Origin of the sequence: Nocardioides sp. L-11A (assembly GCA_029961745.1) — a bacterium.
Lineage (GTDB): Bacteria > Actinomycetota > Actinomycetes > Propionibacteriales > Nocardioidaceae > Nocardioides.
Genome location: CP124680.1, coordinates 91587 through 105450, shown reverse-complemented (window position 1 = coordinate 105450; position 13864 = coordinate 91587). Strand labels below are relative to the sequence as shown.

Genomic DNA, 13864 nt, shown 5'->3' with positions numbered 1-13864 from the left:
GCTGATCTTGTGGTCTCCCGGCGCCGCGGCGTCACGGGAAGAAGTACCGAGAGGGCGCGGACGTCTCCGTCCGGCCGGCGAGTGGGGACGGGACGCTCGGACCCACGACCCGAGCGGCGATGTCGGCGCCGACCTCCACGGTCGCCCCCGACGGACCGCCGGCCCGGGCGAGCAGGTGGTCGTCGACCGCGTCCGAGATGCCCTGGGCAGCGTCCTTCTCCCCGAGGAAGTCGAGCAGGAGCGCGAGGCTGAGGATCGCTCCGACCGGGTCGGCGACGCCCCGGCCGGCGATGTCCGGCGCCGAGCCGTGGATCGGCTCGAACAGCGAGGGTGCGCACCGGGTGGGATCGAGGTTCGCCGACGCGCTGAGCCCGATGCCGCCCTGGATGCCGGCACCGAGGTCGGAGAAGATGTCGCCGAAGAGGTTGTCGGTGACGACCACGTCGTACCTACCCGGGTCGGTCACGAGGTAGAGACAGGCGGCGTCGACGTGGACGTACGCCGTCGCGATGTCGGGGTACTCGGCCGCGATCGCATCGAAGCGCCGCTGCCAGAGGCCACCGGCGTACTCCAGGACGTTCACCTTGTGGACGAGGGTCACGTGCCGCCGACGCTCTAGGGCGGCCTCGAAGGCGAAGCGCAGCACCCGGTCGACGGCATGCCTCGAGTTGATCGACTCCTGGGTGGCGATCTCCGCCGTGCCGCCGACGTGGACCGCGCCGCCCGCGTTGCAGTACAGCGACTCGGTGTTCTCCCGGACGACCAGCAGGTCGCACTCGGCCGGGGTGACCGACCGCAGCGGCGAGAGGACCCCGGGACGCAGCCGGACCGGGCGCAGGTTGGCGTACAGGTCGAACTCGCGGCGCAGCCGGAGCAGGAGCTCGCGCTCCAGCACGCCGGCGGGCAGGCGGGGGTCGCCGATGGCGCCAAGCAGGACGGCGTCGGTCTCGGCGAGTCGGTCCACCTCCTGCTGCTCCACGCCGCCGTGCTCCAGGTACGCCGTGGTGCCCAGCGGACTCCACGAGCGGCGGGTCCGGAAGTACCAGCGCGACTCCGCGGCGTCGAGCACCTGGACGGCGGCCGCGACGACCTCGGGGCCGATCCCGTCGCCGGGCAGGACGCCGACGTGGTGGGTCGCGCCGGTCTCGGCATCTCGACAGTCGGTCATGGCTCTCACTCCTGGGTGGCGTCGGGTGCGACTCGCCGGCACAGCTCGGCGAGCGGGAGGTCGGGCCACGCGCGCAGCGCGGCCAGCAGATCGGTGGTCTCGTCGGGGCCGAGCACCGGCGCGACGAGCGCGACGAACTTCGCCTCGAGCTGGTCGAGGGCGGGACCGGTCCGCGCTCCGGCCGCCGGCCCGGCCCCGGAGTGGTACGTCGCGAGGCCGGTGCCGTCGTGGACGCGCACCTCGGCCCGGGCGAGGTCGAACTCGGGGCGCGGCACGATGACGACGCGCTGCATCGATCCGTGGGCGTCCACGACCCGGGCGTCCTCGAACTGCGCCGGGCCGACCAGGCCGTCGGTCCAGGCGACCACGGCGCAGTACTGCGCTGAGAACTTGGCGTCGAGGCCGTTGACCGGCTCCGGCCGGTCGAGGTACGTCGCGGCCTCGACGGGCAGGTGCAGCTCCAGGCGCCGCGGCAGGGCGGTCGGGGCGGGTCCGGCGGCCCGCGCGGCGAGGACGACGTCGATCATCGGGTGGCCCAGGGCGCAGGAGGCGTGCAGCTTGTGGGTGTTCTCGAGCACGGCCGGCCCATCGGGACCGAGGTGGGTGGCGTCCGGATCGACGGCGTCCGGGTCGGCGCCGAACGCGGCCCAGATGCCGCTCGGTCCGCCGACGATGTCTCGGGCACTTCCGAAGCCCTCGCGGGCCAGCCGGGCGGCCCGGACCCCGCCCCCGGCGGAGTGGCCGGCGAAGTACGCCTTCGACATGGTGCCGCGCACCTCGGTCAGCCCGCCCGCCTGGCCGCCGGCGATCCCCCAGGCCGCGACCAGCTGCTCCTCGCCCAGCCCGTACAGCCGCGCGGCGGCGGTCGCCGCCCCGAAGTACCCGAGGAAGCCGGTCGGATGGACGTGCCGCTCGCTGATCATCCGCTGCCCGACCGGCCGGCCGATGCGGGCCATCGCCTCGTAGCCGGCGAGCAGGGCGAGCCCGACCTCGTCGGCGGGCGCGCCCACCTCCTCGCCGACCGCCAGGGCGGCGGCCAGGACCGGCGCGGACGCGTGGGACAGCGACGGGAGGTGCACATCGTCCAGCTCCAGCACGTGGCTGGCGAACCCGTTGTGGGTGGCTGCGAGCTCCACCGAGCCCCGGCGGCGGCCGCCCACGAGCGTGGACGTCCGCCGACCGGAGTCGGCGAGCTCGGCGCGGCGGAGCGCAGCCGGACCGGGCTGGCCGGCCCCGGCGACGGCACAGGCGACCCAGTCGATCACGCAGGCCCGCAGGCGTTCGGCGACCGGTCCGGACAGATCGGCGGCGCCGAGGCTCGCCACCCGCCGGGCCAGTCGCCCGGTGACCGTGTCGTGTGTCGTGCCGGTTGCGGTGGTCATGTCAGCCCGCGTGCCCCGTCGCCGCGTGCCAGCCGGCGGCGCGACCGGTCAGGGCGCCGCACATCAGTCCGCTGCCGGCCGGGTACTGGTAGAAGAAGAACCCGCCGGTCGTCTCCCCCGCGGCGTACAGACCGCGGATCGGGCGGTCCGACATGTCGAGCACCTGGGCATCGCGGTTGACCTTCACGCCACCGAAGGTGAACGTGATCCCGGTGACCACCTCGTAGGCCGTGAACGGCCCGTGCTCGATCGGGCTGGCCCAGTTGCTCTTCGGCGGCTGGATCCCCCGGGTCGCCCGGCCGTCGAGCGCGGTGGAGTCGAACTCGGGCGCGTCGTGGGCGACCGAGGCGTTGAACTCGGCCACCGTGGCGAGCAGCCCGGCGCGGTCGATGCCGAGCCGGTCGGCCAGCTCCTCGATGCTCTCGGTGACGACCGCGGCACCCGGCTCGTACCGCTGGTCGACGAGGTGCGCGGTCTTGGCGTCGAAGATCTGGAAGGCACGGCCGAACGGCTGGGCCGCGACGGCCTTGCCCATCGAGACGTACATCTTGGTGTTCCAGTCGGCACCCTCGTCGATGAAGCGCTCACCGTGGACGTTGACGGAGATGCCGTAGCTGAACGAGAGCTTGTTGGTCTCGTCGCTGCTCTCCAGGGTCCCCATCTCCGGGGAGTCGGGGTCGATCGGCGAGCAGTGCGCCCCGGCCCAGTGGCCGTAGGGCAGCGCACCGAGTCGAACCGCCGCGTCGAGCATCTCGCCGGTGTTGAACCGCACACCGCGGACCTTCACGACGTTCCAGTCCGGTCCGAGATAGCGCGACCTCATCTCCGGGTTGGCCTCGAAGCCGCCGGAGGCCAGCACGACCGCGCCCTCCTCGGTGTAGGTCTTCCCGTCGGGACCCTTGACGGTCACGCCGACGACGGCGCCCTCGTCGTCGGTCACCAGGCCGGTCGCGGCGCTCTCGTAGCGGATGTCGACGCCGAGGCGCCGGGCCTCCGCCGTCTCCATCCGGACCAGGCCGGGACCGCCGTCGTCGGCCTCGAGGACGATGCCGTCGGCGAATCCGGTCTCCCGCGCGTTCGGGATGTAGGTCAGCGTGCGCCACCGGACGTTGTGGCTCTGCAGCCACTCCATGACGCTGTAGCTCTCGGTGACGATCCAGTCGGTGAGGTCGGGGTCGGCCTTGCCCTGCGACTTGACCATGAGGTCGGAGTGGAACCGCTCGTTGTCGTAGGTGTTGATGCGCAGTGACTGCCACTCGTCCTCGGGCATGTCGGGCAGGAACTGCCGGACCTCGCCCTTGTCGTTGAAGCCGAAGCGGATGAGCCCTGCGGTGAACCGGCTGTTGCCGCCGTCCTCGGCCTCGGTCGCCTTCTCGAGCAGCACGGTGCGCGCTCCGCGCTCGGCCGCCGCGATCGCCGCGGCCAGGCCGGCGTTGCCGCCGCCGACGACCACCACCCGTCGTTCCTGATTCATGACTGTCCTTTCATTGGGCTGAACATCTGATGTTTATATCTATGCTGCTCGGCCCGCGTCAAGGGGTGGAGGACGATTCTGCGCCACCCTGACTCCTCAGACAAGTAGAGGAGTAGGATGAGTTCCGTGCCGCCCATCCGCCGTCACTCGCTGGCCGACCAGACCGCCGAGGCCCTGCTCGAGCGCATCCGTTCGGGCGAGTGGGCGTTGGGCGCCAAGCTCCCGGCCGAGACCACGCTGGGTCCGCAGCTCGGCGTCGGTCGGTCGACAGTGCGCGAGGCCATCCGTCAACTGGCGGGACTGGGCGTCCTGCAGACGCGGCAGGGTGCCGGCGTCTTCGTGATCTCGCTGGACGTCGACGAGGACTGGGACCTGGTGCTGCGCCGGGCCGACATCACCACGGTCCTGGAGGCCCGGATCTCCATCGAGGCCGAGGCCGCGGCCCTCGCCGCCGAGCGACGCACCCCCTCCGACATCCGGCGGATGCGCCGCGCCCTGCAGCACCGCGAGGAGTCGCGGTCGTCGATCGAGGAGCTCGTCGACGCCGACCTGGCGTTCCACCGCAGCATCCTCAGTGCCTCGCACAACGAGATCCTGCTCGGGCTGTTCGACGACTTCACGCCCCGCCAGCGCCAGGCCATGGTGGAGATGCTGCGCCTCCAGCACGAGTTCGGCGGCAACGAGGACCACGGCGCGCATGCGCAGGTGCTGGAGGCGATCGTCGCCCGCGAGCCCGAGCTCGCCCGCACCCTGAGTCGCGACCACCTGCAGTCGCTGAGGCTCAGCCTGTCCTGACCACCTCGGTGACGCCGACGATGCGGCCGAGCCGCCGTTCGAGCAGTCCGGCCGACGGATCGGCCGGCGTGCCCCCGAGCTCCATCCGGACCCGGGTCGACCCGTCCGGCCGGGCGTCGAGGACGAAGCGGCGCACGTCGTAGTGGGCGACGAGGGAGGCGATCCGCAGCAGCAGCGCCTCCTCGCCGCCCGCCGTCACCCGCAGCACCGTGGGGCGCGCGAGCCGACCGGGGCCGCCGGCGTCGGTCATCACGGCCACCGACCGCTACAGCAGCGCCCGAGCGGGATCGCTCAGGATGTCGGCGACGCAGCGCAGCACGCTCGCCCCCAGCTCGCCGTCGACCAGCCGGTGGTCGATCGAGATCGACAGGGTCATCACCTCGCGTACGCCGAGCTCGCCGTCGACCACCCAGGGCCGCTGCTCGATCGCGCCGAGCGCCAAGATGGCCGCCTCGGGCGGGTTGAGGATCGGTGTCGCCCCTTCGACCCCGAAAGACCCGACATTGGTCAGCGTGAGCGTGCCGCCCGCCATGTCCGCCGGCGCCAGCTTCCCGGCACGCGCCCGGGCGACCAGGTCGTCGATCGCGTCGGCCAGCTCGCGCAGCGAGAGCGACCCGGCGTCCTTGACGTGGGGCACCATGAGCCCGCGCGGGGTCGCCGCCGCGATGCCGAGGTTGAGAGTGCCGTGGAGCACGATCTCCTGCGCCGCGTCGTCCCACGAGGCGTTGATCTCCGGGTGGCGCGCGACGGCGATCGCGGTGGCGCGGGCGACGATCAGCAACGGGCTCACCCGCACGTCGCGCCAGCCGCGGTCCGCGCGCAGCTGGCGCACCAGCCGCATCGACGGGCTCACGTCGAGAGTGGTCCACATCGTCGCGTGCGGCGCGGTGAACGCCGAGCGCACCATCGCCTCGGCCGTCGCCCGGCGCACCCCCTTGACCGGGATCCGCCGGTCGGCGGACGCCGGTACGGCGCTCGCGGCCGGTGCGCGCTCGAAGGCCGGCTCCTCCGGCCGACACAGGTGCACGCGCCGGGCTACCGCCGCCCGCGGCCCGGTGCCCACGAGCACCGCCGGCGCGGCCGGCTCCGCCTCGGGCTCGGGCTCCGGCTCCGGCTCCGGCGCACGCTCCGGCTCCGGCGCACGCTCGGGCTCCGGCGCACGCTCCGGCTCCGGCTCGGGCTCCGGCGCACGCTCCGGCCCCGGCGGCGCCGCAGTCGCGGCGCTCCCGATCGCGATCAGCGGGGCGCCCACGGGCAGCTCCTGGCCCGGCTCGGCGTACAGCTCGAGCACGGTGCCGGCGTACGGCGAGGGCAGCTCGACGACCGACTTCGCGGTCTCCACGTCCACCAGGACGTCGTTGACCGCCACCTCGTCGCCCACCCGGACGTGCCAGGCGACGACCTCGGCCTCGGTGAGGCCCTCGCCGACGTCGGGGAGGTGGAACACCTGCGGCTCAGACATGCGCGGCCGTCCTTCCGAAGCTCAGGGACCGGTCGATCCCCAGGAGCACGCGGTCGACGTCGGGGAGGAAGGCGTCCTCGACGTGGGCGGGCGGGTAGGGGAGCTGGTAGGCGCCGACCCGCTGGACGGGGGCCTTCAGCTCGCGGAAGCAGCCCTCGGTGACGACGGCGGCGATCTCGGCGCCGATCCCGAGGAAGGTCGACGCCTCGTGCACGACGACCGCGCGGCCGGTCTCCGCCACGCAGCGCTGCAGGGTCTCGACATCGAGCGGGGAGATCGAGCGCAGGTCGACCACGCCCACGGAGACGCCGTCCTCCTCCGCCGCCTCGGCCGCGGCGAGCGCCACCTTCACGCTCGGCCCGTGGGCGATCAGGGTGCAGTCGCGTCCCTTGCGGAGCACCAGGGCGCGGTCCAGCGACGCCGGGCTCGCCTCGAGGTCGACCTCGCCCTTGTCCCAGTACGCGCGCTTCGGCTCGAAGAAGACGACCGGGTCGTCGCTCCGGATGGCGGCGCGCAGGAGTCGGTAGCCGTCCTGCGGGTTGGAGCACGAGACCACCCGCAGCCCGGCCGTGTGCGCGAAGTACGCCTCGTTGGACTCGCTGTGGTGCTCGACCGCGCCGATGCCGCCGCCGGCCGGGATCCGGATCACGACGGGCAGCCGGACCCGGCCGCGCGAGCGCGCCCGCATCTTGGCGAGCTGGCTGACGATCTGGTCGAAGGCGGGATAGACGAAGCCGTCGAACTGGATCTCGCACACGGGCCGGAAGCCGCGCAGGGCCAGGCCGATCGCGGTGCCGACGATGCCGGACTCGGCGAGCGGGGTGTCGATGACGCGATCGGGACCGAACTCCGCGGCGAGGCCGTCGGTGACCCGGAAGACCCCGCCGAGGGTGCCGATGTCCTCGCCGAGGACGACGACGCGGTCGTCCTCGGCGAGGGAGCGCCGCATCGCGAGGTTGAGTGCCTTGCCGAGCGGGAGGACCGCCATCACCGACCACGTCCCGTCAGCTCGAGATGGGCCTCGTACGACGCGCGCTCGCGCTCGACGGGGTGCGGGTCGGCGTACACCTCGGCGAAGAGGTCGCGGAGGTCTGGCCCGGCAAGGGCCTGGCACTCGGCGCGGGTGCGCGCGGCGAGCTCCCGTCCGTCGGCGTCGACGGTGTCGAACCACGCCGCCTCGACGCCGAGGTCCGTCAACGCGGTGCGCAGCCGGGCCAGGGGATCGCGGCGCCGCCACGCGTCGAGCTCCTCGTCGGTGCGGTAGCGCTTGGGGTCGTCGGACGTGCTGTGCCCGCCGATCCGGTAGGTCTCGGCCTCGACCAGGGCCGGTCCCTGGCCGCGGCGGACGCTCTCGACCGCCTCCGTGGTGACGGCGTGCACCGCCAGCGCGTCGTTGCCGTCGACCCACCACGACCGCAGGCCGAACCCGGCCGCACGGTCGTGCAGGCTGGTGCCGAACTGCTTGCTGGTCGGCGTCGAGATCGCCCACTGGTTGTTCTGGCAGACGAAGAGGACGGGCAGCGCCATCGTCGCGGCCCAGTTGAACGCCTCGTTGACGTCGCCCTGGCTGGCGGCGCCGTCGCCGAAGTAGACGACCGTGACGGAGTCGTCGCCGTCCAGGCGGCACCCGAGCGCGTACCCGACGGCGTGCAGGGTCTGGGTGCCCAGCACCAGCGAGTTGAAGTGCAGGTGGTGCTCGGCCGGGTCCCAGCCCGCGTGGGCGATCCCGCGCCACTGGGCGAGCAGCTCGGCCGGGGTCAGTCCGCGGACCAGCCCCACCGCGTGCTCGCGGTAGCTCGGGAAGATGTGGTCGCGGTCGGCGAGGGCGTGGACCGAGCCGACCTGCGCCGCCTCCTGGCCCTCGCACTGCAGCCACAGGCTGAGCTCGCCCTGGCGCTGCAGGGCGACCGCCTCCCGGTCCAGCGCCCGCGCCAGCACCATGTCGCGGTACAGGCGCCGGGCGAGGTCGACGTCGACGCCCCGGAGGTGCCCGGCCTCGGTGAGCCGGCCGTCGGGACCGACCAGCTGCAGCGGGACCCGGGCAGCCAGCGCCGACGGATCGGTCCGGGTCGCCGGCGGGGCCGGGGTCTGGTTCAGGGCGGGGTGGGACATGGCGTGCTCCTCCACGGGACGGGTCGCGGGCAGTGCGCGGGTGCGCGCCGACGGGTGGCGTCGGCGGGTGCGGACGGACGGGCGGACGGGGTGGGCGTCAGCGATTCAGGCGGGCGCGGGCCTGCTCGTCGGCCACTCGACCGGTCGGCAGCAGGGTGGCCGCGGCGGTGGTGAGGATCCCGCGGACGGTCAGGCCGACGTCGTGGATCCGGTGCTCGACCTCGGCGGCCGACCAGCCGAGCAGCTCGCCGCCGACCTGGATCAGGCCGCCGCTGTTGGCGGCGTAGTCCGGCACCCACACGATGCCGCGCGCGGCGAGGAGCTCGTCGACCTCGGCCGACGCCAGCTGGTTGTTGGCCGCGCCGCAGACGACACGCGCCCGGAGCCGGCCGACACTGCCGGCGTCGAGGGTCGCGCCCAGGGCGCACGGCGCGTAGACGTCGACGTCCGCGTCGATGACCGAGGGCAGCACCGCCACGGCGGCGCCCTGGTCGGCGCGCAGCCGCGCCAGGGCGGCGGGCGAGGCGTCGGCCACGGCGACCCGGGCCCCCGCGGCCAGGAGCAGGTCGACCAGGTGCCGGCCGACCTTCCCCACGCCCTCGACGCCGACCCGGCGACCGCGCAGGCCGTCGTCGCCCCACACCAGCTCGGCGGCGGCGCGCATGGCCTCGAAGACCCCGGTGGCGGTGGACCGGCCGCTGTCGCCCGACCCGCCTCCCGCCCGGGTGCGGCCGGTGACGTGGCGGGTCCGGGTCCCGACGATGTCGAGATCCGCGTCCGTCGTACCGATGTCGGCGGCGGTGACGTAGTGCCCGGCGAGCCGGTCGACGAAGCCGCCGTACGCCGCCAGCAGCTCGGGCGTCTTCAGCGTGTCGGGGTCGCCGATGATGACGGCCTTGCCGCCACCGAGCGGCATGCCGGCCAGGGCGGCCTTGAAGGTCATGCCCTGCGAGAGCCGCAGGACGTCCACGAGGGCTGCCGACTCGTGCGGGTAGGCCTTGAACCGGGTGCCGCCGAGGGCCGGTCCGAGGAGGGTGGAGTGGATCGCGATGATCGCACGCAGTCCGCTCCGGTCGTCGCGACAGAAGACGACCTGCTCGTGGCCGGCCGTGGCGAGATCGTCGCTGCGGTCGAAGACGGCGAGGGGTTCGACGGGGGTGGTCGTCGGCATGAGGAGCGCGCTCCTTGGTCTCACCTCGTCGCCGCCCGGCTTGTGGCCTACGGTCCCGAGGAGTGGGTGTTCGGGATACGACGATCGTGGATTTGGTTGTCACATCAGTCAAGCGGATGCCGCACAACTATGCTTTCTTGAAATCTCCACCTTGATCGACGTACCGGGAGCTGAGCACCGTGGCAACCATCGACCGACTCGACGCCGAGATCCTCGGACGCGTCGCGGCCACCGCGCGGCCCGGCGTCGCCGAGATCGCGGCCTCCCTCGGCGTCAGCCGGGTCACCGTCCAGCAGCGCCTCAAGCACCTCGAGGAGACCGGCATCCTGCTCGGCTACCAGCCGATCATCGACCTCGACGCGGTCGGCCTCGCCGTGCAAGCGCTGGTCACCCTGGAGATCGACCAGCGCCTCATGGCGCCGATCGTGGACGGCCTGGCCGCGCTGCCCGAGGTCCTCGAGGTGCGGATCCAGGCCGGCCGCGAGGACCTCCTCGTCCGCGTCGCCATCGAGTCCCTCGAGGCCCTGCAGACCCTGACCGCCGCGATCGTCGGCATCGAGGGCGTCCGCAAGACGACCTCCACCTTCACCGTCTCGACCCCCGTCCCTTACCGCGCCCAGCCGGCCCTCGCGAAGCTCACCGCCGACGCGGGCTGGGGGCGGTCGACGCCGTCGCCGGACGTGCACTGAGGGCGAGCATCACAGGACGTGGGTGTCGCCCGTCCCCCATGCGGGCACCTAGCCTGCGGCCCTCGCCAGGACCGACTCGGCGGACTCCCGAGCCTCGGCGACGACCTGGTCGACGTCGATGTGGACGAGGGTGCCCGCCCGCTTGAGCACACGGCCGTCCACGATGACGGTGTCGACGTTGGCCGGAGAAGCGAACCGGATGAGTGCTCCGACCGGGGCGCCCATGGGGGCGAGGTTCAGGTCGGTCGCACGTACGAGCACGATGTCCGCCCGCTTCCCTACGACGATCGACCCGGTGACGTCGGAGAGCCCCAGCGCGGCGGCGCCGTTGAGGGTGGCCATGGCGAAGACATCGTCGAAGGACAGGTCGGGACATGCCTCGGTCGCCGTGCCCGACCACGGGATCCCGAGATGGAACACCACGTTCATCACCTCGAAGAGGTTGGTCGGCCCGAGGGCTGTCGAGAGCGACACGTTGACCCCGGCGGCGCGGGCCTGCATCAACGCACTGTGGGCCGCGCCGGTCCGGCCCAGACGCAGTTCGGAGAGCACCGCGAACGCCAAGGACGCGTTCTCACCGGCCATCGCCGCCCAGTCCTGCGGTGTGGCTGACAGGAAGTGGGCGACGAGCATCGACGGCCCGAACAGTCCGCGTCGCGCGAGCTCGGCCGCACGAACGGTGGTGGAGGTCTGTCCGGCGTGGATGGAGACCGGCAGTCCTCGTGACCTCGCCTCGACCATCTCGGCGGCGAACACCTCCTCGTCGCTGCCGTCGGGTCCGCGCAGGTTGACGCCCAGGGTCATCAGCCCCTCGAAGGCGTCGTCGGCGTCGAGCCACGTCTCGCGGATCCGGTCGACGTCCCCGAAGCCGAACACCTCGTCGCGAGCCAGCCCGTCCCGGTGGCCGTAGGAGTACCGTGCGCGAAGTCCCGTGTGGAGGTGCGCCCTGAGCTCCGCCTCGGCGTGCTCCGGAGACCGCGTGTTGTGGGACCAGTTGTGCACGGTCGTGATCCCCGCGTCGATGCACTGGGTCAGGCCGAGCTTCACACTGCGGTAGAAGTCGTCCGGCGAGTAGTGCTCCGCGGTCCTGCCCTTCGCCGCGTAGAAGTCACTCGCGGAGTTCACGAAGTTGCGCCCGAGCGAGCTCCACAGGTGCAGATGGGAGTCCACCATCCCCGGCATGACGAGCATGTCGGTCGCATCGATCACCTCCGCCCCGGGAGAGGTGATCGCTCCTCCGACCTCGGCGATCGAGCCGTCGTCGACGAGGAGGTCTCCGCGGACGGGGCGGACAGCGCGCCCCTCGAAGGTCAGGATGGTCCCCCCTCGGATGACGAGGGGCCTCCTGGTCGCTGCACCGGGTCGGCGGGCCTCCATGTCTGAGTCCTCCTGATGGGCTCGCGTGGACAAGTCGGATCCTTGCCCGTCCGATGAGGCACGGCAAGGGAGCCAAGCCCCGACTCCCTGGGTGTGAGCATCAGGGTTCCTGATGCCCCGATCGGGCTGCTGGCGGTGGTGCTGGAGCTGGGTACCCGCAGGGCGGACGAAGGCCCGGAGAGGTCGGCAACAGAGGCCGTGTGCACCAGGCCTGTACCGATCAGGGAGGGACCACGCGGCTAGGAACGTGGACTTCCCCCGTGCCTAGCGCGCGAAGGCGACCGACCACAAGGGTGTTAGAAGCCCGGTTTCAGCGAGTGGCGTGCCTGCTCTAACGTCGGGGGAGTGAGCTTGGTCGAGACCTACTTCGAGCTGCCGCACACTGTTGGCGTCGAGTTCGTCATGCTGGGGACCGACTTCGTGGTCGACCTGGACGGGCTGCAGCTCACGATCCGGTTCCCGCGGTCTGAGAAGACCCGAAACTGGCCACTGCTGGTGCCACCGGCGCTCGTGAACGTTTTCGACGACGACGGGCTCTCCTCACTGTTGACAAAGGTCGAGTGGGGCATGGAGAACGGCCTTGAGCGTGATGGCCCTGAGTCCAGGACGGCGTGGGTCTCAGCTCTCGGGTTGGCGGTTGAAGCTCCGGATGGGTCTGAGCAGGAGGCGGCAAACCGGCTCCTAGAGACCATGGACGACTTCTGGCCAGTGGTCTGCGACTGGATCGAGGTCCTGAACCGTCAGGTGCATTCGGGACAAGGCAAGGCGCTGCTTCTCGGTCCGCATCACCCCGTGTGGGTCAAAGACGGTGACGCTGTGAAGCGGATCTACCGCCGCAGCGAGGTCCCCATCGAGGTTCCCCAGGCTCCCGGCGCCGACGCGCCCTTCGCGGTCGCCAAGGACACATTCCAGGCGATGCTCGGGCATGCGAAGTCCGGCCCGCCGCCGCTGGAGTGGTTGCTGATCCGGGACGCGCGCCTTGCGCACCACGCCGGCTCCCGGCGGCTGGCAGTCATCGACGCCGGCACCGCCGCAGAGCTCGCGATCGTAAAGATGGCCCGGGACGAAGTCGCTGGAATACCCGACAAGTTCGTCGACCTCCTCTTCAACAAGTATCAGGCCCTGAACGGGACCTCGCAGCTGCTGAAGAAGCTCGGGGGCGCCGCCCTGCCGGAGGACCTCGGCAATCGCCTCATGAAGCCGCGCAACGGTGCCGCTCACCGTGGGGCCATCCCCACGGCCGAGGAGTCTCGGGCCGCTTTGGAGGCGGCCATGGAGATCGTCGATTCCGCCTACCCCCTGACTGCGTACCAAGGCCCGACGTGTTGAGGCCACGCTGACTTCTTTCGCAGGAAGGATGGGCCGGTGCGAAACGCTGAGACTCATCCCGTGGAGTTGATGGACCGGATCTGGAAGGGTCCAAATCAGGACCGGTTGGCACCAGCTCAGATCCACCTTCGCCCCACGGTCAGATGGTTCCGACTCCGTCGGCGGTACCGCGTTACCGACCGAAGTGTCGGGCACCGGAGATAACGTCACACCGTGGGTGAGCAACTGGCGAGATCGGGTCTGAGTCACTCCGGCGACAACGGACAGAAGTCCCCAGGCAATGGCTATGTCGTGCTGCGCGAGGGAATCGACGTCAATGTGCCGTTCGCGGTCGGCGACCCGGTGACCACATACGAGATCGCTGGGCAGTGGCCCTACGCCGCTCTCCCGCCGCACAGCGGACGTCATGTCGAAGACGATCGATATCGGGAGGCGGTCGTTCAGTTCGCCAACTCCAAGGAGGACTGGCGAATCCAAGAGCAGCTCCTGTGCGACTGCCGCGACCGGCGCACGATTGCCCAGCTGTTGGTGCACATCCCAACGAGCAGGGTCTGGGTAACGCACAAGCCCGAGCGGGTTCCATTGGAGCACCGCGGTGTGCTCGAACTCCGGAGCAACGGCTACCCGCTCCATGGTGTGCGGGACGAAGCTCCGCATGTCCATGGGGTTGCGTCATGCTCGGGCTGTCGGAAGCGGTGGCTGGTGGTGTCCTTCGTCGATCACGCCGAGCTGATCCATGTCCTCCGAGCAACACACGGCGCCCGAATCGCTCCCTAGGGCCTACGCGCCTGTATCGTGAGTTTCATCGCCTAGCGGATTGCGCTGCACCCTCCCTCGAGCAATGGGCCGCCGTGGGAACAACCTCGTTCACGAGGAGTTCTCGCCATGCCTTGCAGTCACCCGCC

The 13864-nt window shown here is 71.7% G+C and carries 13 protein-coding genes; 4 read left to right on the top strand and 9 right to left on the bottom strand.

The annotated features are described in order from the left end of the window. Positions 1-31: 31 nt before the first annotated feature. Genes QJ852_00480 through tcuA form a run of 3 tightly spaced genes read right to left on the bottom strand, consistent with a single transcriptional unit; the run spans position 32 to position 4024 of the window. A complete protein-coding gene (locus QJ852_00480; protein ID WGX96920.1) occupies positions 32-1168 on the bottom strand; it encodes a 3-isopropylmalate dehydrogenase in 1137 nt (378 codons plus the stop codon). A 5-nt stretch (positions 1169-1173) separates the two neighbouring features. After that, positions 1174-2550 carry an MmgE/PrpD family protein gene (locus QJ852_00475; protein WGX96919.1) on the bottom strand — a complete coding sequence of 459 codons (1377 nt, stop codon included), beginning with the start codon at positions 2548-2550 and terminating at the stop codon, positions 1174-1176. Between the two features lies 1 nt (position 2551). Continuing rightward, positions 2552-4024: an FAD-dependent tricarballylate dehydrogenase TcuA gene (tcuA, locus tag QJ852_00470; protein WGX96918.1), complete on the bottom strand. Its 1473-nt coding sequence runs from the start codon at positions 4022-4024 to the stop codon at positions 2552-2554. Positions 4025-4150: 126 nt separating this feature from the next. Here tcuA and QJ852_00465 point away from each other — a divergent pair, with 126 nt between their 5' ends. Beyond that, positions 4151-4819, top strand: a complete 669-nt coding sequence (locus tag QJ852_00465; GenBank protein WGX96917.1) for an FCD domain-containing protein — start codon at positions 4151-4153, stop codon at positions 4817-4819. On the opposite strand, the gene QJ852_00460 is transcribed toward QJ852_00465, so the two are convergent. The 5 genes from QJ852_00460 to QJ852_00440 form a co-directional block, all read right to left on the bottom strand. After that, positions 4806-5069 (bottom strand): hypothetical protein, encoded by a 264-nt coding sequence (locus QJ852_00460; protein WGX96916.1) that lies wholly within the window; start codon positions 5067-5069, stop codon positions 4806-4808. The two genes, QJ852_00465 and QJ852_00460, sit on opposite strands and share 14 nt — an antisense overlap. 15 nt (positions 5070-5084) lie before the next feature. Beyond that, entirely contained in the window at positions 5085-6281 is a 1197-nt protein-coding gene (locus tag QJ852_00455; protein ID WGX96915.1) for a dihydrolipoamide acetyltransferase family protein, read from the bottom strand. Then, on the bottom strand, positions 6274-7269 hold the full coding sequence (locus QJ852_00450; GenBank protein ID WGX96914.1) for an alpha-ketoacid dehydrogenase subunit beta: 996 nt from the start codon (positions 7267-7269) through the stop codon (positions 6274-6276). Before QJ852_00450 ends, QJ852_00455 begins: the two co-directional genes overlap by 8 nt. Then, positions 7269-8393: a thiamine pyrophosphate-dependent enzyme gene (locus QJ852_00445; protein WGX96913.1), complete on the bottom strand. Its 1125-nt coding sequence runs from the start codon at positions 8391-8393 to the stop codon at positions 7269-7271. Before QJ852_00445 ends, QJ852_00450 begins: the two co-directional genes overlap by 1 nt. A gap of 97 nt (positions 8394-8490) precedes the next feature. Next, the gene (locus tag QJ852_00440) at positions 8491-9564 is read right to left on the bottom strand and encodes a Glu/Leu/Phe/Val dehydrogenase dimerization domain-containing protein (protein WGX96912.1); all 1074 of its coding nucleotides are present in this window, start codon (positions 9562-9564) and stop codon (positions 8491-8493) included. A 179-nt stretch (positions 9565-9743) separates the two neighbouring features. Between QJ852_00440 and QJ852_00435 the strand changes: the two genes are divergently transcribed. Continuing rightward, positions 9744-10253, top strand: a complete 510-nt coding sequence (locus QJ852_00435) for an Lrp/AsnC family transcriptional regulator (GenBank protein ID WGX96911.1) — start codon at positions 9744-9746, stop codon at positions 10251-10253. A 48-nt stretch (positions 10254-10301) separates the two neighbouring features. Here the strand turns inward: QJ852_00435 and QJ852_00430 are convergent, their stop codons facing one another. After that, positions 10302-11630 (bottom strand): amidohydrolase family protein, encoded by a 1329-nt coding sequence (locus tag QJ852_00430; protein ID WGX96910.1) that lies wholly within the window; start codon positions 11628-11630, stop codon positions 10302-10304. Positions 11631-11975: 345 nt separating this feature from the next. On the opposite strand from QJ852_00430, the gene QJ852_00425 reads away from it, so the two are divergent. Together QJ852_00425 and QJ852_00420 are read left to right on the top strand one after the other, a co-directional pair. Beyond that, on the top strand, positions 11976-12959 hold the full coding sequence (locus QJ852_00425; GenBank protein ID WGX96909.1) for a hypothetical protein: 984 nt from the start codon (positions 11976-11978) through the stop codon (positions 12957-12959). A gap of 213 nt (positions 12960-13172) precedes the next feature. Next, on the top strand, positions 13173-13736 hold the full coding sequence (locus QJ852_00420) for a hypothetical protein (GenBank protein ID WGX96908.1): 564 nt from the start codon (positions 13173-13175) through the stop codon (positions 13734-13736). Positions 13737-13864: the final 128 nt, after the last annotated feature.